This is a genomic window from Marinilabiliales bacterium, assembly GCA_007695015.1.
In the GTDB taxonomy this organism is placed as follows: domain Bacteria; phylum Bacteroidota; class Bacteroidia; order Bacteroidales; family PUMT01; genus PXAP01.
Genome location: REEN01000055.1, coordinates 40904 through 64325 on the forward strand (window position 1 = coordinate 40904; position 23422 = coordinate 64325).

General features: G+C 46.0%; 19 protein-coding genes. 9 read left to right on the plus strand and 10 right to left on the minus strand.

The genetic code is table 11. The annotated features are described in order from the left end of the window. The first annotated feature begins 100 nt into the window (after positions 1-100). From EA408_06355 to rsmG, 3 genes are read left to right on the plus strand one after another with little or no spacing between them, the layout of a single operon-like run. On the plus strand, positions 101-1243 hold the full coding sequence (locus tag EA408_06355) for a glycosyltransferase (GenBank protein TVR72557.1): 1143 nt from the start codon (positions 101-103) through the stop codon (positions 1241-1243). Then, positions 1234-1833 (plus strand): sigma-70 family RNA polymerase sigma factor, encoded by a 600-nt coding sequence (locus tag EA408_06360; protein TVR72558.1) that lies wholly within the window; start codon positions 1234-1236, stop codon positions 1831-1833. Before EA408_06355 ends, EA408_06360 begins: the two co-directional genes overlap by 10 nt. 4 nt (positions 1834-1837) lie before the next feature. After that, positions 1838-2479, plus strand: coding sequence for a 16S rRNA (guanine(527)-N(7))-methyltransferase RsmG (rsmG, locus tag EA408_06365; protein TVR72559.1), 642 nt, complete (start codon positions 1838-1840; stop codon positions 2477-2479). A 132-nt stretch (positions 2480-2611) separates the two neighbouring features. On the opposite strand, the gene EA408_06370 is transcribed toward rsmG, so the two are convergent. Continuing rightward, positions 2612-3496: a transporter gene (locus tag EA408_06370; protein ID TVR72635.1), complete on the minus strand. Its 885-nt coding sequence runs from the start codon at positions 3494-3496 to the stop codon at positions 2612-2614. Between the two features lie 266 nt (positions 3497-3762). Between EA408_06370 and EA408_06375 the strand changes: the two genes are divergently transcribed. Beyond that, on the plus strand, positions 3763-5046 hold the full coding sequence (locus EA408_06375) for a hypothetical protein (GenBank protein TVR72560.1): 1284 nt from the start codon (positions 3763-3765) through the stop codon (positions 5044-5046). A 146-nt stretch (positions 5047-5192) separates the two neighbouring features. After that, a complete protein-coding gene (locus tag EA408_06380) occupies positions 5193-5351 on the plus strand; it encodes a 50S ribosomal protein L34 (GenBank protein TVR72561.1) in 159 nt (52 codons plus the stop codon). A gap of 109 nt (positions 5352-5460) precedes the next feature. On the opposite strand, the gene EA408_06385 is transcribed toward EA408_06380, so the two are convergent. After that, positions 5461-6924, minus strand: coding sequence for an aminoacyl-histidine dipeptidase (locus EA408_06385; protein TVR72562.1), 1464 nt, complete (start codon positions 6922-6924; stop codon positions 5461-5463). Between the two features lie 106 nt (positions 6925-7030). After that, positions 7031-8614 (minus strand): AbgT family transporter, encoded by a 1584-nt coding sequence (locus tag EA408_06390; protein TVR72563.1) that lies wholly within the window; start codon positions 8612-8614, stop codon positions 7031-7033. 339 nt (positions 8615-8953) lie between these two features. On the opposite strand from EA408_06390, the gene EA408_06395 reads away from it, so the two are divergent. Continuing rightward, on the plus strand, positions 8954-9502 hold the full coding sequence (locus tag EA408_06395) for a DUF255 domain-containing protein (GenBank protein ID TVR72564.1): 549 nt from the start codon (positions 8954-8956) through the stop codon (positions 9500-9502). 85 nt (positions 9503-9587) lie between these two features. On the opposite strand, the gene EA408_06400 is transcribed toward EA408_06395, so the two are convergent. After that, complete coding sequence (locus tag EA408_06400) at positions 9588-10709, minus strand: DUF4831 family protein (protein ID TVR72565.1); 1122 nt, start codon at positions 10707-10709, stop codon at positions 9588-9590. Beyond that, a complete protein-coding gene (locus EA408_06405; GenBank protein TVR72566.1) occupies positions 10706-12223 on the minus strand; it encodes an NAD(P)H-hydrate dehydratase in 1518 nt (505 codons plus the stop codon). Before EA408_06405 ends, EA408_06400 begins: the two co-directional genes overlap by 4 nt. 232 nt (positions 12224-12455) lie before the next feature. On the opposite strand from EA408_06405, the gene EA408_06410 reads away from it, so the two are divergent. The 3 genes from EA408_06410 to EA408_06420 all read left to right on the plus strand — a co-directional run bounded on the left by EA408_06410 (position 12456) and on the right by EA408_06420 (position 16795). Further along, positions 12456-14018: an AbgT family transporter gene (locus EA408_06410; GenBank protein ID TVR72567.1), complete on the plus strand. Its 1563-nt coding sequence runs from the start codon at positions 12456-12458 to the stop codon at positions 14016-14018. Positions 14019-14036: 18 nt separating this feature from the next. Continuing rightward, a complete protein-coding gene (locus tag EA408_06415; protein ID TVR72568.1) occupies positions 14037-15533 on the plus strand; it encodes a sodium:solute symporter family protein in 1497 nt (498 codons plus the stop codon). A gap of 431 nt (positions 15534-15964) precedes the next feature. Next, entirely contained in the window at positions 15965-16795 is an 831-nt protein-coding gene (locus EA408_06420) for a serine protease (protein TVR72569.1), read from the plus strand. Here the strand turns inward: EA408_06420 and xseB are convergent. Genes xseB through rsmI form a run of 5 tightly spaced genes read right to left on the minus strand, consistent with a single transcriptional unit; the run spans position 16792 to position 23422 of the window. Beyond that, positions 16792-17019: an exodeoxyribonuclease VII small subunit gene (gene xseB, locus EA408_06425; GenBank protein TVR72570.1), complete on the minus strand. Its 228-nt coding sequence runs from the start codon at positions 17017-17019 to the stop codon at positions 16792-16794. The genes EA408_06420 and xseB overlap by 4 nt on opposite strands. Positions 17020-17051: 32 nt before the next feature. Beyond that, positions 17052-19043, minus strand: a complete 1992-nt coding sequence (locus EA408_06430; GenBank protein TVR72571.1) for a hypothetical protein — start codon at positions 19041-19043, stop codon at positions 17052-17054. Continuing rightward, positions 19040-21334, minus strand: coding sequence for a hypothetical protein (locus EA408_06435; protein TVR72572.1), 2295 nt, complete (start codon positions 21332-21334; stop codon positions 19040-19042). The genes EA408_06430 and EA408_06435 overlap by 4 nt, the downstream gene beginning before the upstream one ends. A 1-nt stretch (position 21335) precedes the next feature. Next, positions 21336-22745 (minus strand): exodeoxyribonuclease VII large subunit, encoded by a 1410-nt coding sequence (locus EA408_06440; GenBank protein TVR72573.1) that lies wholly within the window; start codon positions 22743-22745, stop codon positions 21336-21338. Further along, positions 22745-23422 carry a 16S rRNA (cytidine(1402)-2'-O)-methyltransferase gene (rsmI, locus tag EA408_06445; GenBank protein TVR72574.1) on the minus strand — a complete coding sequence of 226 codons (678 nt, stop codon included), beginning with the start codon at positions 23420-23422 and terminating at the stop codon, positions 22745-22747. The genes EA408_06440 and rsmI overlap by 1 nt, the downstream gene beginning before the upstream one ends.

Consider the following 23422-nt stretch of genomic DNA (forward strand, 5'->3'; position numbering starts at 1 on the left):
GCTCAACATGGGTTCAGCCTGAGTTCAACCAATTATTGCCGGTTAATTTGATTAAGTACAAAATGTTTAATAAAATTGCACATCCTTATAATTATCAGCTGTGGACTTTTACTTTGATCAGACCGGATTTATCTGGTATATATGTGCAGGTGTTTTTCTCTTTTCGTTTCTTACAGGGGTTTTTTATTACCTTTTTTTCTATTCCCGGCTTCTTTTTTACCGGAAAAATAGCGTATTGCCTCCTCCGGGAGAACCGGTTTCTGTTGTGATATGTGCAAGGGATGAGGCACGGAACCTGGAGAAAAACCTCCCGCTGATACTCGGACAGGATTATCCGGAATATGAAGTGATCGTAGTTGATGATGCTTCAGATGACGATACAGCTGAGGTTCTTGAAATGATGAGCAGGAAGTACAGCAATCTCAGGACCACGCGCATCAGGAAGGATCCGCGCTTCAGGCAGGGCAAGAAACTGGCGGTTACTATCGGGTTGAAGGCGGCAAAGAATGAATGGGTTCTTCTGACCGATGCAGATTGTTATCCGGCCAGTCCCCTCTGGTTATCAATGATGCAGAGACATTTTGTCTCGCAGAATGATATAGTTCTCGGTTATGGCGGGTACGCCAGGAAAAAAGGGTTACTGGACAAAATGGTAAGGTATGATACTTCCTTCATTGCATTGCAATACCTGTCATTTGCACTTGCAGGCATTCCCTACATGGGCGTTGGCAGGAACCTTGCATACAGGAGATCGGTGTTTTTTCGCAACAAGGGGTTTGCCTCCCACCTGGGAATTGAGTCCGGTGATGACGACCTGTTTGTTAATGAAGTTGCAAGTAAGGAAAATACAGCTATTGAGATCTCTCACCTGTCGAATACCATTTCAGAGCAGCCGGCTGGTTGGAATGAGTGGATCAGGCAGAAACGCCGGCACCTTACAACCGGTTTCCACTACCGGATGGGCACAAAATTTTTGCTTGGACTGGAAATATCGGGCAGGTTCCTTTTTTATTTATCATTTATTCTGCTGCTGACCATGTTTACGCCTTCATGGCCATTGGCTGCAGGCCTGTTTGCAACAAGGATGATAATTATGTTGGTAGTGTTCGGGATAGCAGCAAATCGTTTGAATGAAAAAAAATTATTATTATTTTCGCCTATATTTGACATGGTGATAATTCTTATTAATATTTTCTGTGTTACCGCAAATTTGATCACTCAAAAACAGCGCAGATGGAGGTAAGTCCAAATCTTTCTGAAAAGGCCCGCCATGATTATGATTTGGTTCTGAAGGCGAAGAATGGAGATCAGAAGGCCTACGCAGAGTTACTTGGACGTTACCGGGATGCCATCTATTTCATGCTTTTAAAGATGGTCAATAATCCGAGTGATGCGGAAGATCTTACAATTGAGGCATTTGGAAAGGCATTCAAGAGCATAGAGCAATATGCTCCCAATTTTGCTTTCAGTACCTGGCTTTTTAAGATTGCTACGAATAACTGTATTGATTATATGCGCAAGAAGAAAAGCGCACCGCTGTCAATTGAAACACATGGTGATGACCAGGATGATCCTTCCCACAATATTCAATGTGAGAGACTGGATCCTGAGGAGACCATGATCAATCATCAGAAGATGAAACTGATGGTAGATATTGTATCCAAACTCAAACCAAGATACCGCAAGTTGATTGAGTTAAGGTATTTCAAGGAATATTCCTATGAAGAGATAGCCCAGGAACTTGATCTTCCTCTTGGCACAGTCAAGGCACAGCTTTTCAGGGCCAGAGATCTGCTTTTCAATGTATTGAACAACGTCTCCCATAAATTCTGATATATTGGGTACTCAGGTTCTGGCTCGTTATTTTCCCGGTCTTGGCGGCATTACCCTTGACAGGTTCAAGCTGCTTGAGAGTTTGTATGTATATTGGAATTCACGGATCAATGTTATCTCAAGGAAAGATATATCCAATCTTTACATCAATCACGTACTGCATTCACTTAGTCTTGCAAAGGTGATAAATTTCAGTGACGGAGAGGCCCTTCTGGATATCGGTACCGGAGGCGGCTTTCCCGGCATACCTCTTGCTGTAATGTTTCCGCATGTTGATTTTACACTGGTTGATTCTACACGTAAGAAAATAAGGGTGGTTGAAAGTGTTGCCCGTGAGCTGGGCCTTGATAATGTCAGACCGGTCCACACCAGGGCTGAGGAACTGAAGGGACAGTTTAATTACGTGGTGAGCCGGGCAGTATGTCTTTTCCCTGTTTTGGTAAGTCTGTCTTCCGGCAGGTTGAACCGGTATTCGCCTTCCTCTTTTCACGGCATATACAGCCTTAAAGGTGGTGATGTTGACAGTGAGGTGGAAGTGTGGAAGGAGAAGGTCAGAATATTTGATATTTCCGATCTTTTTGCAGAAGACTTTTTCCTGACCAAAAAGATAGTCTTTTTACCAGCGGCCGAACTTAAATGCGAATAAGCGCTTTTGCCCTGAGTATGTTGTGCTGACTGACGGAATCGGGTCAGTATCCCGGATGCCGGACTGAATTCAATCTTTAGAGTTGAAAGCTATCAGGCGTTTCAGACCTGAGGACCATGGAAGTTTCTATCATCAGTCCAGCAGTTTGTAGCTTACAAACGCAAACCTTTGACTGTCGGGCGACCAGGAGGGTACGTTGATGGTGCCTTGTCCGCCGAAAAGTTCCGTAAGGGTTACAGGTTCTCCTCCTTCAGCTGGCATAAGCCTCAACCATACGTTTTTGTTCGCAGGGTGCCCCTCAACATCCTTGTCATACGAAAGAAGTGCAATATGTTTCCCATCAGGCGAAGGATGGGGGAACCAGTCATTGTAGCCGTCAAATGTCATTTGTGTGGGATTGCTTCCGTCACGCTCCATTCTCCATATCTGCATCACTCCGCTTCTGTCGGAATTGAACCAGATATATTTGCCACAGGGGCTGTAATCCGGTCCGTCCTCATGGGAGGCGGTATTGGTGAGTTGTATCTCAGGTCCACCCTTTACAGGTATCACGTAAATGTCATACTGACCGTTTCTGAGTGCACAATATGCAAGTTCCAGTCCGTCAGGAGACCAACCGTGGAGGTAGGAGGGCCCTTTGTCTGTTATCCTGACCGGCTCTCCGCCGTTAATATTTACAATGTAGATTATAGATGCCCCGCCATCTTCGGCGCTGTGATGGCTGATCGCCATATGTGTGCCGCCCGGGGAGACAACGTGGTCATTGTTGTTCCGGTTTGCGAAACCGGTATCAATCCTGACCGGTTCTCCACCCCCGACAGGGATCCTGTATATATATCCGCCACTGTTGAAGTAGAGCGTGGTGCCGTCAGGCGACCAGTTTGGGGCCTCAAAATGGCTGGTGTCTGACCATACGACATCCCGTTCCCCTGTTTTAATATCAATGATCTCGAGGAAACTGACAATGCCCCTGCTGCCTGGAGACTGTGCCCCGGCAGGTTTTAGTATTGCAGGCATCAGCAAGACTGCAAGCATGATCATATTTGTTCTCATATCTTGTTATTGTTATAAATGGAAATCTGGTTATTACCACAAATATACATTAAATTTTTTCTGCGTAAAATTACACACAGACGCATGAACCCGCATCAAATTTTTTACTGAACTGGCTGCACAGTGAACAAATAATTAACTAATTTTAATCCGTTTTTATTGGTTCTGATCAACAATGTTGGTATTATAAGGGTTTATTTGCAGGAAATACGAACTGATTTTAATTAGATATGAGACAAATTATTCTGAAAGGAGAAAGATTTTTTTATTATACCATCGTTGTTTTATTTGGTTTTATTGCCGGTGCAGGCACATCAGCTATGGGACAGGGTGTCACTGGCAGCAGGCTGAGCGTGTTCCTGGACCTTGAAAGATGGATTGACGACGATTTTATCAGGCAGGAGATACCTCTGGTTGATTATGTACGGGAGCGGGAGATGGCCGATGTCCATATCATTATGTCAAGGCATGCATCGGGAAGCATCGGGGCGACCTACAGCATATCTTTTATAGGCTACGGCAGGTTTAAGGCAATGAACTACGAGCTAAGCTACTGGGCCCCCTCCTCCAATACCTCAGACGAAACAAGGCGGGGATATACCGAAAAGATAAAATTCGGGCTTGCCCCGTTCATGGCTGCATCAAGTGCAGCCGGCAGAATGCGGTTAACATATGAGGCTGCCGCTGTTGCCATCGATACCGATGATGTTGTGACGGAAGATCCATGGAACTACTGGGTGATTGAGATTTATGGCGGCGGTAATTTCAGTCGTGAGGATACCAGGAATGCGATTCACCTGAGGTACGGGATATTTGCTGACAGGATAACCACAGAATCGCGTACCAGGCTCAGACCTTACAACAATTACAATGAAAGGAATTTTAAGACCGGTGACGGCTGGGTATCCTCTGTCGCCCACAGGGGCGGTTTTGACAGCTACCATATAGTGAGTATTGGCGATCACTGGGCGGTTGGCGGGTTTGGTGATATATACTACAGCACATTCGACAATATGAGATTCTCTGCGGAGCTTTCTCCTGCCATTGAATACAGTGTCTTCCCATACGAGGAAGCCACCCGCCGGTCAATTACCTTTGCATGGAGGGTTGGTGCCGGCTATTACGATTACCAGGAGGAGACTATCTTTGACAAGGAAGAGGAGTTACTGTTCGGCCAGGCAGTAATTGCTTCGGCAAATTTCCGCCAGCCATGGGGAAATGTGAGGGCAGGTCTTGTAGGCTTCCACCATTTTCATGATCTCCGGTCAAACAGGGCGGAACTGTTTGCTTTCATGAACCTGAGAATTGTTGAGGGTTTGTCGCTGAATTTCAGGGGCAGCTTTGAACTCATTAACGACCAGGTTGCAATTCCCAAAGGAGACCTTTCCCTGGAACAGATACTGCTGGAACAGCGCCGCAGGGCAACAAGTTACCAGTTAAGCGGGAACATAGGTTTGTCATACACCTTTGGGTCTAGGATCACCGGGGTGTTCAATCCCCGGTTAAGTCTGTGATAAAAAAAGGGAAACAGATTCATAAACTGATGTTTTTTGAATGTATGCATTTAAAATTTTCGCGGGTTTTTGAAATATTATTTAAAACATTATCTTTGCAGTCCCTGAATTATTGACCTGATAAATATAAAAATATCTGATATATCATGAAGAGGACGTTTCAACCATCAAACAGAAAGAGAAAAAACAAGCACGGTTTCCGTGAAAGAATGGCTACTGCCAACGGACGCAGGGTTGTGGCCTCAAGGAGGGCAAAGGGCCGTAAAAGGCTCACTGTATCCGATGAGCCAAGGCACAAGGTATAGCGGGACCTCTGCGGTCAAATATGTTATTAATTAAATGGCTGTCTGCGGACAGCCATTTATGTTAGCCTGCACACATAAGGCCGCTATTCCCCCGGTTGCGGAATTGAAATCAGTTTTTGCCGGGAATATTCTTGAGTGTTTCTGTCAGCAATACCCAGAATTTATGCACCGATTCGATATGGACCTTTTCATCGGGTGAATGGGGATACCTTATTGTCGGCCCGAAGGATATCATGTCAAGACCGGGATATACACCACCTATTATCCCGCATTCAAGTCCGGCATGAATGGCTTTGACTTCGGGTGTTTTGCCGTAAAGTGCCTTGTAGACATTTTTCATCACAGCCAGAATCTCAGAATCCATGTTGGGTTTCCATCCGGGGTAAGCTCCGTCAAAGGTTATTCCGGCTCCCGCCAGGGTAAAGAGCCCTTCCATCATTGAGGCAAGTTCGTCCCTGGAGCTATCAACCGAGCTCCTCATGAGGCACTTCACATCAATAACCCCGTTATCTGACCTGACACTTGCCAGGTTCGTCGATGTTTCAACGAGTCCGTGCATTGAATTGCTCATCCTTATCACACCATTGGGGCAGGCAATCACTGACCTGATAAGGCGACTAATAGTGTCTTTGTCGATAATATTTCCGGGTAAACCCGTTTCATTTAAATCAAGGCTCAGGTCGGGTTCAACTGCTGAGAGTTCATTCCTGAATATGCCGGCAAAAGCTTCGGCGCTCTCTTTCAGTGAATTCACCTTGTCTGGTACCAACACGACGGTTGCTGAAGCTTCTCTCGGAATGGCATTGCGCAATCCACCGCCGTCAATATTTGCAACCAGGGCTCCATGGAACTCCACCGCATGCTTGAGAAAACGGAACAGCAGCTTGTTGGCATTCCCCCGGCCAAGATCTATATCAAGTCCGCTATGCCCACCTTTCAACCCCTTAATTTCAACCCTGAATGCAGAATGACCTGACGGGGGCTCAATATTGTGGTACGTGAACTTAATATTTGCATCCAGACCGCCCGCACAACCTGTATAAAGCTCTCCTTCATCTTCAGAGTCCATGTTGAGCATAATATCTGCATTCAGAATGCCCGGCTCGAGTCCGTTAGCCCCTGTCATGCCGCTTTCCTCATCAACGGTAAAGAGAGCTTCGACCGGACCATGAACCAGATCACCGGCATCAAGCACAGCCAGTGCTGCGGCAACTCCGATACCGTTGTCAGCTCCTAGTGTTGTTCCGTGTGCACATACCCATTCACCTTCAATATATGCCTCAATAGGATCTTTTTCAAAGTCATGGACCTTATCGCTGTTTTTCTGGGGTACCATGTCGAGGTGACCTTGCAGGAGCACAGTCTTTTTATCCTCCATACCCGGTGTGGCCGGTTTTTTGATTATCACATTTCCGGCAGGGTCGATTAGGGTTTCAAGCCCTCTCTTTTCTCCGAATTTTCTGATATACCCGGCAACTCCGGCTTCTTTCCCTGAAGGCCTCGGTATTTGGGTTAAATCGTAAAAATAGTTCCAGATAAGTGCGGGGTCAAGGTTTTTGATCTCTTTACTCATTTCAGGTACTTTTTCTGATTATTATTTATTCCTTGCCGGGGATTCGGACACTCAAAGGTCTTGCGTCACGAAAGCCTGCCGGACCCTTTGATCCGGCAAACTTTTGTCAAGGGGTGTAATAAAGGGGGCCTTCGATACCGAGGGGCAGCTCAAGCCATATCCATATAAGCAGCATCGGGATCCTTACGATCAAAAATGCAATCGCATATGGCAGCATCATTGATATCAGGGTTCCTATACCCACATTCTTAACGTACTTCTGTGCAAAGACTATTACAATAGGGAAGTAGGGTAAAAGCGGGGTCAGTATGTTTGAATAGGAATCGCCGATACGATAGGCTGCCTGGGTCAGTTCAGGAGAGTATCCCATAAGCATGAGCATTGGAACGAATATGGGTGCAAGAATTGCCCATTTAGCCGAAGCGCTTCCCATAACAAGGTTGACCAGTGAGGCTACAATGATAAACGCGACCAGCAGCGGTCCGCCGGTAAATCCGATTGCCTTCAGTCCGTCAGACCCCTTAACTGCAAGGACACTTCCCAGGTTTGACCAGTTGAAGTATGCCACAAACTGGGCTGCAACAAACGCAATGACTATGTAGAGGCCCATTGTTGCCATTGCCTTGGCAGTCATATCAGAAACATCCTTGTCACTTTTTATGGTTTTTGCAACCATCCCGTAAACCAGTCCTGCTACAAAGAACACAACAAGCATTATGGGTACGATCGAGTCATAGAATGGCCGCATCGTTCTTTTTCCCGTTTCGGGATCAAAATCGCCCCTGAGCACGCCGTCGGCAGGGATAGTGGCCAGAGCGACCAACCCGAGGATGACAATCACGGAAAAGAGGGACCATTTCAGAGCCTTGCGTTCACGTGGGGATATTTCATTTGTTTCATCAAGAGCCACATCGTCATCCGGCTCATAGGATCCAAGCCGTGGCACCAGTATTTTTTCTGTTATCCATGTGCCTGCAATTCCCACGAATGGCACAGAGGCAGCCATCAGGTAGTAATTAGACAGCGGATTGACTGTGTATTCCGGGTCAATTATCTGGGCGGCGGGTTCGGTAAATGCGGCTATCATCGGATCAAGTCCGGTAGGCAGAAAATTAGCCCCAAATCCACCTGAAACACCTGCAAATGCCGCAGCTATACCTGCCAGCGGATGCCTGCCCATGCTGAGAAAGATAACTCCGCCAAGAGGTATTAGCACCACATAGCCTGCATCTGCTGCCACTGAGCTTATCATCCCGGCCACAACAATTGAAAAGGTTATCAGAAATTTTGGAACTTTTGACACAAACATCCGGAGGGCAACAGCTATCATGCCGGAATGTTCTGCAACGCCAATACCGAGCATTACCACTAGGACCAGCCCCAGCGGCGGAAATTGTGCAAATGTATCGACCATTTCGGTAAATATTCTCTGAACACCCTCACGCGAAAGAAGGTTTACAACACTTATAGTCTCGACAGGCCTGCCTTCGCTGTCAACAAGTCCCGCTTCCTTTCCCGGGTGATCAACGGTCACTCCGCCGAATATCCAGGATAACAGCAGAACTATTACCATCAGTATTGCAAAGAGTGTTACAGGTTGCGGCAGTTTATTACCTATTATTTCCACTTTGTCAAGTGCCCGCTGGAACAGGCCTTTTTTCTCCACTTTATTGGCGTCGTTATTTTCCATTTTGTACAGGTATGGTTATTAATGGTTTATGTATAAATACTTGTAGTTGGATTTATGGCGACCATGTCTGTCTGCCGGTGGATACCCGCCCGGATATTTAATTAAAGCGTAAATGTAAAAAAAAAAATATCGTCCAATGCATATGTAGCTGAACATAATTACCGGGAAAATTGTATTATATGGGAGTATGAATGAACATCCGGATATATTATACTTGTTAAATAATTGTAATTATTTATATATGTAACCTGAATGGTGTTAATTTTGCAAGTTAAGCAAGGGTTTTGTTTTTTCCCCGATACATTATAAACTGAGATAGTTGATCTAAAATTTAAAATTATGTTATTGAAAATGTCATCACTGAAGATATATCTGGTCATAATTATGACAGCCGGCATGTTCATTCCGGCTGTTAAGGCTCAGAACGAAAAGGTAAACTGGGTTAGTTTTGAAGAGGCTGTAGAGATGAGCAGGCAGAACCCTCGCAAGATAATAATTGATGTTTACACCGATTGGTGCGGATTCTGCAAGCGGATGGAGTCAGAGACATTTAATAACCCCCAGGTGGCAAGCTATATAAACAATCATTTTTATGCAGTAAAGCTTAACTCCGAGACCAGGGATACGATTAATTTTCAGGGACACATGTTTGTGAATGAAGGTGAGGGCAGGCGCTCTCCCCACCAACTGTCTATTGCTTTACTTGGTGGACAGATGTCTTATCCCACGGTGGTCTATATTAACGAAGACCTTGAATTACTGACTTCTGTGCCGGGGTTTATGACACCGGAAGGAATTGAGCCTATACTCCGTTTCTTTGCCGAGGATCATTACAAGCATACTCCATGGGAGTCCTACAGGGAGAGTTTCAAGGGGGCCTTCAAATAGGCGGCAACCAACAGGAAATACAGAATTACATTTGTACTTGAATGTTCCGTGCCGGCATCCGCCGAAATTGGATCGCATGAGGTCATTATTCCCACTTGAAGTCGGCCGGAAGGACTATTATTTTGCCCATCTGACCTACAAGTACTCTTCTTGAAGCCAGTCCGGTTTTGCCGTCAGAAATTCGGACTGAAGCGGCTTCGGGGATCCTGTAATATATTCCTGAACTTTGCCTGTCCTGCCTTGATGCTGATGATACCATATCAAGATTTCCGGTTTTGTTTTCATATGTCAACTCGATGGTTACAGGCCTTCCGCCGGTTTCATATGCACTTAAAACACCATCTGATTCGGAGAACCTGAATAAAACCTCAGGATCTTCCGTTTCGCCGGCCTCTCCCGGGGGCGGGGTATAGTCGAATACAAACCTGTGTTTATGCTCTGATACCTTTCCTGTGAACAGGCTGAGGTATTCAGATTCCTGCTTCCGGAACTCTTCAATTATCGCTTCCAGGGCTTTGCCGTCAGGAAACAGGTCCAGATCTCCCGATATCAGTTTAAACCTGTTACTTCTGAGTTCGAATATAAGGTCAGCCACTTCAGCAGCCCTTGCTTCCAGGCTTTTGGTAACGGATTGCCTTTGCAGGACAGGTACATTTACGAATGCGGTATCCTGCCTTACCATTCTCATTACGGTGCGTGTCTCTTCAACTACCAGCGGGTGGATTGACAGGTCGGTGAAAAGGGGAGAGGTGACCGGCACTTCGCCGGGCAGTGAGTAGCCGTCAAGGTCAGGCAGCTGTTTCTGGTTTACAGGCAGAACAAAGCCCTCTGCTTCCAGCCTGAAAAAATTTGTCACATGCCTGTCATTCGTCTTCAGCAGGTAATAATGTTCAGGATCTGCCTCCTGGTAGCTGTCAATCGAAATATTGTCAATTACCCACCGGTCAAAATTCCTTTCAGGAACCCCGGTTATACCCAGGTATCTCTCGGCATACTGGTAATATGGCCCCCTCCTTGTTGTAAACCTGGATGCTTCCACTGTAATTCTGAGTGTGGTTCTGGGCAGCGAATAGATTAACGTGTAACTATGGGGGTGAACGGCATCTTTTGCATTTATTGCCGAAGTTTCGTGTTTAAGGCTTCTTGAACCTGCACATCCTGCAATTATTGATGCAAGGAGTAACAAGAATGCAAATCTGTAAATCATGATCGAGCAGTTTTTAGTTTTCTGAATGCATTTCCCAGAGATGAGCTTATATCACGGGCAATCAGCGATTCCTCCGAACCGATTGAAGACGCATGATCACCTGCCATTCCGTGAATAAAAACACCTGTGATTGCAGCATCAGCAGGGGGGTAACCCTGACCGAGCAAAGATAAGATAATTCCTGTCAACACATCGCCCGAACCGGCTGTTGCCATTCCCGGGTTCCCGCTACCGTTGAAATATACATCGCCTGATGGAGTTGCTGTCGATGTGAACGCCCCTTTGAGGACTATTGTGATCTTATGGTTTTTCGCAAGATTTATTTGGGTAAGCAGCCGGTCATGACTGTTCATGTGCTTTCCTGCGAGGCGGTCAAACTCTCCAGGGTGTGGTGTCAGCACTGAATTTTCGGGCAGGAGCCCAATCCATTCATTGTTACCGGCCATAATATTGATTGCATCGGCATCCAGGATTAGCGGAACCTTCACCGTTGTGATCAGTTTGTAAAGTGCCCGGCTTGTTTTTATACCTGTTCCGGTTCCCGGCCCTGCTCCAATGGCATCAAACTTATCAAGGTCAGGCAGCTCGGTGAAGAAGTTCTCTGAGCAGTCTATGCTTAACATTGCTTCGGGTATTGCAGTCTGTACTATACCGCAGCCTTCTTTTGGTACGTGCACTGTCAGCAGTCCCGTCCCCGTCCTCAGGCATGATTCGGCTGCAAGTACCGCAGCTCCCATTTTGCCTCTGCTGCCTGATATCAGCAGGCAATGTCCCAGATTCCCCTTATGGGAGAATATCCTTCTCGGCCGGATCAGGGCCCTGACCGTTTCGGCACAGGCATAATGGAAGCTGGTCTTTACATTATTCAGAAACTCTTCATGCAGGCCTATCGGCAGTATTTCCCATCTGCCCGTAAATCTTTCATTCTCTGTAAACATGAATGCCAGCTTCGGAACCTGGAACGAAAGTGTATGGCTTGCACTGATTATGCTGCCACCGGTGTTCTCACGGTTGTCATCACCAAAAAGTCCGCTCGGCATGTCGACCGAGACCACTTTTGCACCCGAAGCATTTATATGATCAATTATTTTAGCCGGAAAACCTTCCAGCGGCCTTGACAGTCCTGTACCAAAAAGTGCATCCACAACTACCGATGAGTGGCTGATAAGGGGAAGTTCGCCTGAAGGTGTCAGAATTTCCGGCTTCAGACCAATGGCCTGAAGTCTTTCAAGGTTGACTGATGTATCCGGAGAATATCCTGTTGATGAGGTCATCAGGTATATACGTGGAGAATATCCATTTTCTTTGAGTATCCGTCCAAGAGCCAGTCCGTCACCCCCGTTGTTGCCCGGCCCTGCAAATATCATGATCTGCTCCCCGGCCGGCAGGTTTTCGAAGAACCAGCCGGCTATTGCCCCGGCGGCTCTCTCCATCAGATTGAGAGATGAGACCGGTTCATTTTCTATGGTGAACAGGTCGGCCTCTCTTATCTGGTTTGTTGTCAATATCTTCATCAGCAAAAAATTACTTTGGAGAATGCGTGTGCCTGATAGTTTTTTTACATTTTTCCAATGAAGGATGTAAAATTACGATAATATCGGTGCAATTGCATGTTGATATACTTTTAACACCTCTAAATTATATCGTTTCGTGATTTTTTATTGTTTTAGTTCCCAATAAATGCTAAAATTGCAACAATTTTTTTGGTTTTCCGGATGCTTCAGGAGTGCTAAATCAGATATGACTATGGCAAACAGTAAAAACGGAAGTTCGGGGTTCATTGCAAGAATGCTCGGTGCAATAGAGCGGGTAGGAAATAAACTGCCGCATCCGGCCACCCTGTTTGCCATTTTTGCGGGAGGAACGATTGTGTTATCAGGGATCGTGAGTGCTTTTGACATCACGGTTACGCATCCGGGCACCGGCGAGGAGGTAAAGCCTTTCAGCCTGCTGACGATCGAAGGGCTGCATATGATACTGATGAGGATGGTGGTCAACTTCACCTCTTTTGCACCTCTGGGGACTGTACTTGTTGCACTCCTCGGTATAGGGGTGATGGAGTCGAGCGGTTTCATGTCGACCGCGCTGCGCAAGCTGGTGCTGTCGGCGCCCAGGAAGCTTCTGACATTTGCAATCGTGTTTGCAGGGATCCTTTCAAATACAGCCAGTGAGGTTGGATATGTCGTTCTTGTTCCCCTGGGGGCTATGATATTCCTTGCAGTAGGCAGGAACCCGATAGCGGGGCTGGCCGCCGCCTTTGCAGGTGTTTCCGGGGGATACAGTGCCAATTTGCTTTTGGGGACCATTGATCCGCTGCTTGCAGGATTGTCGGAGGAGGCGGCCCATATAATTGACGAAACCTACCAGGTTAACCCCGCTGCCAACTATTACTTCATGTTTATTTCCACTTTCTTTATAGCATTTGTAGGCACCTGGGTTACCGAAAAGATCGTAATCCCACGCCTGGGTCCGTACAAGGGTGATGCGAAGCCTGAAGAACTGAGTGATATCAGCAGTGATGAGAAGAGGGGCTTGAAATATGCATCCTGGACCTTTTACGTGATTGTGCTGCTGCTGTTGTGGGCCACGATGCCCATCAGCGGAGGGATATGGGACAATATACCCGGCAGCGGTTTTTTGCGTGACCCCTTAACAGGCGACCTGCTGAGGTCCCCTTTCATGTCGGGTATCGTTGCCATGATCTTCATTATTGCCGCAGTGATCGGTATAGCTTACGGAATCGGGGCAAAAACCCTGAAAAGCAATGCCGATGTTATAAACGGGATGGGCAAGTCAATGTCGACGCTCGGCACATACATAGTTCTGGTTTTCTTTGCTGCACAGTTCGTTGCCTATTTCAACTGGACCAATCTTGGACTTATCTTTGCGATCAAGGGTGCCGAAGGCATAAGCGCACTGGGAATGGGGAGAATACCTCTGATGATCAGCCTTGTTTTGATTTCGGCACTGATAAACCTTATTATTGGAAGCGCCTCGGCAAAATGGGCCATCATGGCCCCCGTTTTCATACCGATGTTCATGCTGCTTGGATATTCGCCTGAATTTACTCAGCTTGCCTACAGGGTTGGCGACAGCGTTACCAATGTGATCGCTCCAATGATGTCATATTTTGCTCTTATAGTAGCCTTTATGGAAAAATATGACAAGCGTGCAGGTATAGGTACCATAATTGCAACAATGCTGCCCTATTCGGTTATGTTCCTTCTTTTCTGGCTGGCAATGCTGATTGTATGGATACTTACGGGCCTGCCGATAGGACCTGGAGCAGAGCTGTTTTATACTTTATAGAAAATTAAATTTACTGATATGATCTTCTTATGGGTGGTTCTTGGATACCTTGCTTTTCTTATGGGTATCAGCGTTTATAAAAGTTTTGCGGTAAAAGGGCAGGACGATTTCATGGTGGCGGGGCGTTCCGTACCTACGTATAAACTGGTGGGTACGCTTCTTTGTACCTGGATAGGTTCGGGAAGCCTTCTGGCAGGAGCAGGACTCGCTGCAAGGGTTGGGCTCTCGGAGTTATGGATGGCAGCGGGTGCCTGGGTTGGCATTATAATAGTATTCTTTCTTGCTGCCCGGGTCAGGAGAATTGCCCAGTACACGGTACCCGACATACTTGAGCTGCGCTACAACAAGTGGGCACGTATACTGGGGACCCTGGTAATTGTGATCGCCTATACCACTATCGTTGGTTACCAGTTCAGGGGCGGGGGGTTTGTGCTCAACCTTGTTGCAGGGGTGCCTGAATGGCAGGGGGTGATCATTACCGCAGCATTTATTGTTCTGTTTACCGCTTTTGCGGGAATGATCTCAATTGTTTCGGTTGACATAATTAACGGTGCAGTGATAACACTTGCCGTAATAGTTGCAGTCCCCCTGATCTATATCCATCTTGGCGGAAGTGAATATGTGTCTTCCAGCCTTGATCCTTCTAAACTTACGGTTTTTGGCGACAATAACCTTCTTTGGGCTATGGGTATCTTCTTTCCTACCTTCCTGCTTTTGCTCGGCGAATCTAACATGTACCAGAAGTTCTTTTCGGCGCGCAATGAAAAGTCGGCAAAAACTGCAGTGGTCTGGTGGGTACTTGGCACCATTGTAGTCGAAACCGCAATAGCTTCACTTGCCATACTGGCCTTCAATCATTTTAACAGCCTTCCGTCCTCTTCAGAACTTTTTCTGTCGGTTGAGAACTCGGAGCAGATAATTTTACACACAGCCAGGTACAGCACTGAGGTTGGGCTGCCGCTTCTTGCAGGGTTGCTTCTTATATGTGCGGCCGTAGCCATTATTACCTCCACCGGAAACAGTTTCCTTATGGCCCCTTCTACCAACCTTACCCGTGATATTTTCCAGCGGTTCATAAAACCCGATGCCGGACAGAAACAGGTGGTTCTTTTCCAGAGGATGGCCCTGATAGCTCTTGGCATAATGGCCTATTTGCTCCTTACCCAGTTCAGGACAATACTGGATATGGCCTTTACGGCCTACACCATGGTAGGAGCAGGGCTTACACCTGTGCTGCTGGCTGCTTTCCTCTGGAAACGCGTAACAACTGCGGGGGGGGTTGCCTCAATTGCTACCGGTATGGGGGTTACAGTATTGATAACGGTCATCAACGCAATTTTGCCTGAGCCATTTATCAGTACCAGTTATATTGTAATACCTGCTGCAAGTGCTTCAATTGCAGTGCTTATTATCGTATCGCTTCTGACCAGACCCGATCCGGAGCATAAATGGCAGAAATTCTATACCAGGGAGGCATCCCTCGCAGAAGCAATCCGTGAGCAGAAAAAGATTTAGAAGCTTCAATAGGTTCAGGGAGGGCGTGGCATCATGAGAACGGGAATTGTATTACAGACCCGCTTGATACCGTCACCGACCACTCTTTGCTCACTTTTAGCTCCGGCCTGATGGTTTTACCGGTCGGCACAATGGAAACCCGTTATAATTTTTTGTACCGGACTGTTTTTGTTTTCAACAAGTTATAAACAGTCGTGATAAGTCACTATACCTGTCAGGCTTATATCCGGACAGGTTATTTGTTAATAACTTATTTAATTAGTGGCTGGTTGTTGAAAAACCCGTGTCACGTTTTCAAAAAAAATGAACCTCTTGACAGGGGGCTATAACTTTTTGAACCAAATTTTTTGGATAATAAAGCAGCCTGACGGCATTGCAGATGGAAAAGCTGACTGCCTCCCAGGCTGGATGTTAAACAAAAACACGTCATTATGTACACCTCTGTCTGGAAAAACCATCACAAATCTGTATGTTCTTTTGAATTTTACAGTAAAAGGGGCATCCTTTTTTACCGGGCGACCGGCTTCAGGTACAAAGACTATATTGTGACTGACATATGCAGCGAAGAGATGAGAAGGGCCGTACGTTTAGTCCTGCGTTTTTGTCCTGATAGCTCAACTGAGCCTGTTATGTTTAAGGAACTCAACACCGTTGATCTGCGCAAGCTTATAGCGGGTGAGCTGAAAAATCGATATTCAGGAATAAAACTGATAAGGGTTCCCCCCGGCAGGACAGCGCCTGTTCCTTTAGCGGCACCTGTTGTACCTGCTGCTGTGGTAACCGGCACCCAGGTTGCCATTATCGGGTACAGCAGGCGTATGAACAAACCGTATTTGAAAGCTGGTATTGTTTCTTCACATAATATTATCGGTGGAGATGAATATATGCACATTGAAGCACCGTTTGAACCGGGCAATGCCGGTTCTCCTGTAATTGACCTGTCAACCGGTAATATTGTAGGAGTTGTTACTGATTGTCTATCTTCACAGTTGAGGGACTACAGGGTGCTGAAGAGTATCATTAAAGAAAATATAAGAACGCTCAGCAAGTTAAACGGCAGCTTTAACGATGGCAGGACTGATTTTGCACAGGCTATAAAAGCCAATCAGTACATGGCCATGAACCTGGCCAGGGATATTCACCTTGGCTGTCACAGGAGTTATGGTTTTGCAGCACCTTTTATCCGGATAGCACGGTATGTGAAAGCCATTGGGCACGAGATACAGATCAGTGTAAATACTTCGGTGCAGGAGGGATATTAGGTATTATTGGCGCTCTTTTCTTCTTCTCCGGCAAAATCTTTCAGGATATTCTCAATGTCTTTCTCGGTTGCATAAAGCTTTTCCCGGCACAATCTAAGCAGGAAGTATGCTCTTTTTACTTTGCCGGAAAGTTCGTCCACGTCCAGATCTTCGTTCTCTATCTGGTTAAGTATACTCTCTATTTCACCCACTGCTTCATTGTAACTGATCTTATTCTCAGGCATAATTACTTAATTTTGGTTTAACCATGGATTAATCATTTCTCCGGTTGATAATTCAGGGGAAGACTGAACCAGAAACTGCTTCCGGCACCAGGCTCGCTTTCAAATCCCAGTTTTCCTCCTGCCTTATCAATAAGCTCTTTGCACAGAATTAGGCCAAGGCCGCCTCCCTGCTCGTTGAATGTTCCCTTCCTGCTGGTATTACCGTCTATCCTGAATAATCTCTGCTGCATTTCATGAGGGATACCAATACCGGTGTCATCTATCCTTACAACCACTTCATTTCCTGTAACATTCAATGCTATGTCTATACGGCCATCCTCCCGTGTGAATTTGATAGCATTATCGATAAGATTCCTTATGACGCTGGATAACAGTGGTTTGTCTGACGACACGAACAGCTCGTCAGGAATGTCAGCGAAAATTGTTATATTCTTTTTCCGGGCACTGATCCTGAAGAAACTGATCTCTGAATGAATCTGGCTCACCAGGTCAAACCGCTCGGGAATGAAATGCATCATCCCGGTTTGTGAGGCTGACCATTTAAGAAGGTTTTCCAGCAGTTTGTAAAGATTCTGAGAGGACTGATGGATCAGTCTGATATATTCGCGAAGCTCTTCGCCTTCAAGCCTGTTGAAATCTGATACCATTATATCAGAGAATCCCAGCAGGGCGTTGAATGGGTTTTTAAGATCGTGGGCAATAATTGAGAAAAACCTGTTTTTAGTTGCATTCAGCTGCTCGAGGGTTATGGTCGATATCCTGAGCTTTTCGTTTGTCTCCTCCAGCTCACCGGCTTTCTTTTTAAGCAGCCTGCTTGTTTTCACTATTATCCTGTACCGGAAAGCAATGATAACTAAGAAGGTTGCCAATGAAGCCAGGACCAATGCCAGAATAATCTTAAAAGTATTCTGCCGGTTAAGGTTCAGTTCCTGGATCTCATTTTCCCTGCGTAGCAGCTCTATCATGCTGTTTTTCTTTTCCGTTTCGTATATCGCTTCTAGCTGTTGGATTCTCCTGTTCGATTGTATGGTTCTGACGGAATCTTTAAGTTTGCTGTGCTTTACCAGGTTTTCAAAGGCTGCCTGATGATCTCTATTGGCTTTGTTGTACTGGTATAAAAGATGGTAGTTGTTGCTCATCAGCATCAGGGAGGTTGTGCTTGCTGCCAGATCAATGCTTCTGTTTATGCTTTCCAGTGCTTCCTCTTTGCGGTCCAGTTCAAGTAATGACCTTGCGATGTGATAATGTGCCGATGCAATTAACAGGGTGTCATTAGTTTCTTGAGCAAAATCGAGCGAAATCATCAGATGCGATAGTGATTCGATATGCTGGCCCTTCATAAAAAACACCTCGCCTGTCTGCCTGTGAACGACCGCCAGACTCCTGGGATCCTCCTTTGTCTGTTGTATTTCCAGCTGCCTGGAAAAATAGTGCAGTGAAACATCATATTTCCCCTTATCCCGGTATAGTGCTCCAAGATTTCCAAGGGTTGAATATATGAGCTCGGGTTCCCCATGTAATTCTTTGGCGTCAAGTGCGCGGATCAGGTATACTTCTGCTGAATCATACTGTTCCAGCTCATAGTAAAGCAACCCTATATTATTAAGATATATTCCTTTTCTCCGGTCATCATCCAGTTCAATTGCAATTTCAAGCGCCATGTTGTAGCTTTCAATAACATTGTCGTGGTTTCTAAGGAAGTAGTGGACATTGCCAATTCTGTTGAGTGCGTCTGCCTTCCTTGCGGAAGAGTTAAGTTCTTCTGCCAGTTGGAGTCCCCGAACCGCATAATTCATGCTTTCCTCGAAACTGTTAAAGTACCAGAGCATCTGACTTATATCAAGCAGCAGGTCAATCTTTTCGGTTCCCCTGCTTTTATCTGCAAGGTTGATCAGGCTGTCAAGCCTTGCCCGGGAAGTTTGCTGCCCGTAAAGGGTGAGGTCTGAACAAACGGTTATATACAGGATCAGCATTATCCGTATGACGGTCCGGTAGAGCTTGTATATGTGGTTACATTTGATCATCCTGGTATTGTAAAAGAAAAAGTGCTGCCTTGCCCGGGTTCGCTTTCAACCCATATTCTGCCGCCGGACTTCTCAATAAACTCCCTGCACAGGATCAGTCCGAGTCCCGTTCCCTTCTCATCATTGGTTCCCCTGGTTGTTATGTTGTAGTTGATATTGAAAAGCTTTTTTTGTTCCTGGGGGTCTATCCCGGTGCCGTTATCTGTTACTGATACTTTTACGTCCCCTTCCCCTGGGATTGCCACCACCTTTATCTCACCGTTATAGTATGTGAACTTCACTGCATTGCTTAACAGGTTCCTGAGAACGCTGGCTATAATATTCCTGTCCGCGAAAGCGGTCAATCCTTCATCAATATCGGTGGTTACCGATATACCCTTTTTGCCGGCATCAGCCTTAAGTGAGCTTATGACCGTTTCAATAAAAGGCAGAAGCTTGAATTTTTCTGGTTTGTGACTGATGTTGCCCGTCTGGCTTTTGGACCATTCAAGCAGGTTTTCAAGCAGCTGGTATAGATTAGCGGCCGATTTATTGATGATCTCTATATATGTGTAAACCTGGTCTTTTGAGAGGTTGTCATAGTCCTGGTTAAGTGTCTCGGAAAAACCAAGGAGTGCATTAAACGGGTTTTTCAGATCATGCGCAATAATCGAAAAGAATTTGTCTTTGGTTGAGTTGAGTTTCCTGAGGTTCTCACCGGATACTTCAAGCTCATGGTTGGCTGCCTGCAGCTGCATGTTCTTTTCATTGAGCGCCATGTTAAGCTTTCCCCTGTACCTTATCATTCTTATGATGATGAAGGAAAACAGGAAAGCTATGGCTGCAATAATTCCTAGTGCGATGAGATATGTCCTTTCCCTTTCAATCCTGAGCTGCTGAAGCTGGTTATCCTTTTCAAGCAGGTCAAGCTGGTTAAGCTGGCTTTCAAACTGTTGCCTTACCCGTAGTTCGGCTATCTTGCTCCCCGTATCTTCAGTAAATATGCTGTCTCTGTACTCATCATGCCTTTCAAACAGGTAGAGTGCTCTTTCATAATCTTCAAGTTCACTTAAGAGCATGGACTGGAACAGGTAGTTCTCTGCAATCAACTCTTTCGCATTCAGGCCTATTGCCATCTCAAGCGCCTGTTCAAGATATTTGCCTGCACTGTCATATTCTTTTTTCAGGTAGAACATTTCGCCCAGGTTATTGTAATTGTTGGCCAGGCTGAATACGTTACCGGTGCGGCTGTTGATCTCAACAGACCTGTTATAGGCATCAAAAGCTTCTGCATAATTGCCCATCTTTGTGTGCAGAATCCCGATATTATGGGTTGTAGTGGCTATGCCCTGGTTCTGCCCTGCAGCATCATAACTCCCCAGAGCCTTCTTGTAATAATCGAGGGCCGTGGTATAGTCTCCCTTTTCATACCATATTATCCCGATATTATTCAGGATGCTGGCAATCCCTGATATATTTGCGCCCGTCTCATTATAAATATCGAGAGACCTGTGATAGTATTCAAGAGCTATGTCCAGGTGACCCAAATGCTTATGAATTATCCCTATATTGTTCTTTACTGAGGCTATCCCGTTCTGATTACCGGTTTCACGGAAATATTCAAGTGCTCTGAAATAATTGACCTGTGCTTCATCATACAGGCTCATCCGTCTGTACATGGCGCCCCTGGTAAGCAGTACCGACGCCATTCCCTCTCTGTTACCGGTTCTTTCAAACATTAGCAACGCCCGGTCAATATGTGGTGACGCCTTTTCAAACTCATGCATCTCCGATTTCCGGGAACCCAAAAGATTCGAAAAATAGGCGATCTGATTTTCATCTCCGCTGAGTTCGCTTATTGTAAAAGCTTCTTGCAGGCATTTGAGTGCTTCATTGCTTTGGCCTGCCGCATTATAGAGAATGTACAGGTTGTTATATGATCCGAGTATGCCTTCAGTATCTTCAATCTCTTTTCTTATTTCGAGCGACTGAAGATAGTATTTCAGTGATTCATCGTAATCACCCGCGAAATACCTTGCATTCCCCAGCCTGTTAATTGCATCGGCCACACCTTTCCTGTCGGCGAGCTGCGTGGCCATATCCAGTGCTTTTCCAGCATACCTGGCGCTCTCCTCGGGCGAAACCTGCCAGTATGCCCGGGAAATGTCATTAAATATCTGCACCTGTTCTGCAGGTGTGGCATATTCAAGCTTATTTAACAGGCTGTCAATAATATTGACTTCAGCTGTTGCAGAAATGTATGAATAGAACAGCAGTATAACCGTTATCGTGTATTTTGTATGTATCTTCAAATCATTCAGAGACTTTGGTATTGTCCGTGGATATATCAATATCCGACACCCTGCTGGTTATACGGCCGTCATGCAATTTAGTTTCCAGCAGGTCGCCAAAATGGATATTCCTGGCACTTTTTACAATGTTTCCGTTCTTCGTGACGAGCGCATAACCTTTTTTAAGGAGATTTTCCGGGTCCAGAAGTCCCAGCTTTGTCCCGAACAGATGGAGCCTTTCCGACCTGCCTTTTAATAATCTGGCGGTATGCTGTGGTATAAGCTTTGTGCGCATCTCGGCCTCACTGCTCTTATGGCTTAGCAGGTAGTTCTTTGTATGGACCCTGAAGCGGTAATGGAACGAATCGATAGTGTGATGTCTTTTTTGAATATAACCACCTGCTGACCTCGCCATTATTGACCCTGAGGCCCGGAGTTCCGCCTTAGCCTGCTGCATCCTGTTTTTTACGATACCTGGTATACTGCCTGAAAGTGCGGTAGTTACCTGCCTGTTCTGCCGGATCAGGTTTGTGACAGCGGAAGCCAGCCTGTTTCCAAACGATAAAACAAGGCTGTCAGCTTCAGTGTACTTGCCTATAAGCAGCTCTGCGGCAGCAGTGGGGGTTTTTACATTCGTGTTTGCAACCATACCTGCAATTGTTTTATCCCTTTCATGTCCAATTCCTGTAATAACCGGCAGCGGGAACTGTGCAATATGTGCTGCTATCTCATAGCTGTCAAAGCAGCTCAGGTCAGATGCCGAACCACCTCCCCTTAGGATCACCACCACATCAAACATCCCTTCCTTTTCGAATATCATGTCGAGTGCATCGGTAACAGACCTGCCGGCTGTGCTGCCCTGCATCTGGGCAGGAAAGAGCATTGTGCTGAAACGGTAATTGCGGGAATTATTCTCAAGCTGATGGATAAAATCTTCATAACCCGCAGCGGCAGGTGAGGAAATTACTGCTATTCGTGATGGAATACCCGGAATATCGAGCTGCCTGTTCATATTTATTATCCCTTCCTCCTCCAGCCTGTGCAGGATCTCTTTTCTTCTTCTCTCAAGGTCGCCTATTGTATATACCGGATCTATCTCTTTGATATTAAGACTTATTCCATATAATTCATGAAACTCGACAGTTACCTCGACAAGGACCATCATCCCCTTGGAAAGCTTCTGGGATGTTGAGGTCTCAAAGTATGGCTTAAGCATCCTCCATGTATAGGCCCATATAGTTGCACGGCATCTTGCCACTATATTGTCGTTACCACTGTCCTTCTCCACCAGCTCAAGGTAACAGTGTCCGCTATAGTTTTCCCTTATCTCATTAATCTCAGCAACTATCCAGTAACTGCCGTTAAGGCTGCGGGAAATAGCTTTGCCGATCATGCCGGTCAGTTCCAGAAGGGTGTGCCTGTTTTTTCCCATTATACCCGTTGGTTACCAGATAAGACAAGTGTAATTTCCCCTTTTACATCTGTTTTGCAAAACCGCAGTTGCAGTTCAGCGAGGCTTCCCCTGACTGTCTCCTCATGAATTTTGGTTAGTTCCCTGGAAACCGATGCCAGCCTGTCCGGACCCATTACATCAGATAGTTCCTGCAGTAATTTGCAGATACGGTAGGGGGATTCGTAAAAGATTATTGTCCTTGTTTCCTCCTTCAGGCCTTCTAACCGTTTTTTACGCCCTTTCTTATGTGGCAGAAAACCTTCAAAACAGAACCTGTCGCCCGGTATGCCACTGTTTATCAATGCCGGTAAAAATGCGGTCGCTCCCGGGAGAGTTTCAATCTCAATATTGTTTTTAATACATGTCCTTACCAGCAGGAAGCCGGGGTCTGATATCCCCGGGGTTCCGGCATCTGTCACAAGAGCAAGGGTTTGTCCTTCTGCGATCATTCCGGCAATGGCATCGACCTTCCTGTGCTCATTGTGCTGATGATATGGAATTATCCTGTTTTCTATATTGTAATGCGACAGGAGAATACCTGTTCTTCTTGTGTCTTCTGCCAGTATCCCGTCAGCGCTCTTTAGCACATCAAGGGCCCTCAGGGTTATATCTCCCAGGTTTCCCACCGGAGTTGGTACAAGTACAAGTTTTCCCAT

Bases quoted from the DNA above. Each gene is read 5' to 3' on its own strand.
- EA408_06360 (TVR72558.1), top strand. From the start codon at position 1,234: ATGGAGGTAAGTCCAAATCTTTCTGAAAAGGCCCGCCATGATTATGAT.
- EA408_06370 (TVR72635.1), bottom strand. From the start codon at position 3,496: ATGCCTGCAATACTAAAACCTGCCGGGGCACAGTCTCCAGGCAGCAGG.
- EA408_06375 (TVR72560.1), top strand. From the start codon at position 3,763: ATGAGACAAATTATTCTGAAAGGAGAAAGATTTTTTTATTATACCATC.
- EA408_06380 (TVR72561.1), top strand. From the start codon at position 5,193: ATGAAGAGGACGTTTCAACCATCAAACAGAAAGAGAAAAAACAAGCAC.
- EA408_06385 (TVR72562.1), bottom strand. From the start codon at position 6,924: ATGAGTAAAGAGATCAAAAACCTTGACCCCGCACTTATCTGGAACTAT.
- EA408_06390 (TVR72563.1), bottom strand. From the start codon at position 8,614: ATGGAAAATAACGACGCCAATAAAGTGGAGAAAAAAGGCCTGTTCCAG.
- EA408_06395 (TVR72564.1), top strand. From the start codon at position 8,954: ATGTTATTGAAAATGTCATCACTGAAGATATATCTGGTCATAATTATG.
- EA408_06400 (TVR72565.1), bottom strand. From the start codon at position 10,709: ATGATTTACAGATTTGCATTCTTGTTACTCCTTGCATCAATAATTGCA.
- EA408_06405 (TVR72566.1), bottom strand. From the start codon at position 12,223: ATGAAGATATTGACAACAAACCAGATAAGAGAGGCCGACCTGTTCACC.
- EA408_06410 (TVR72567.1), top strand. From the start codon at position 12,456: ATGGCAAACAGTAAAAACGGAAGTTCGGGGTTCATTGCAAGAATGCTC.
- EA408_06415 (TVR72568.1), top strand. From the start codon at position 14,037: ATGATCTTCTTATGGGTGGTTCTTGGATACCTTGCTTTTCTTATGGGT.
- EA408_06420 (TVR72569.1), top strand. From the start codon at position 15,965: ATGTACACCTCTGTCTGGAAAAACCATCACAAATCTGTATGTTCTTTT.
- xseB (TVR72570.1), bottom strand. From the start codon at position 17,019: ATGCCTGAGAATAAGATCAGTTACAATGAAGCAGTGGGTGAAATAGAG.
- EA408_06430 (TVR72571.1), bottom strand. From the start codon at position 19,043: ATGATCAAATGTAACCACATATACAAGCTCTACCGGACCGTCATACGG.
- EA408_06440 (TVR72573.1), bottom strand. From the start codon at position 22,745: ATGGGAAAAAACAGGCACACCCTTCTGGAACTGACCGGCATGATCGGC.
- rsmI (TVR72574.1), bottom strand. From the start codon at position 23,422: ATGGGAAAACTTGTACTTGTACCAACTCCGGTGGGAAACCTGGGAGAT.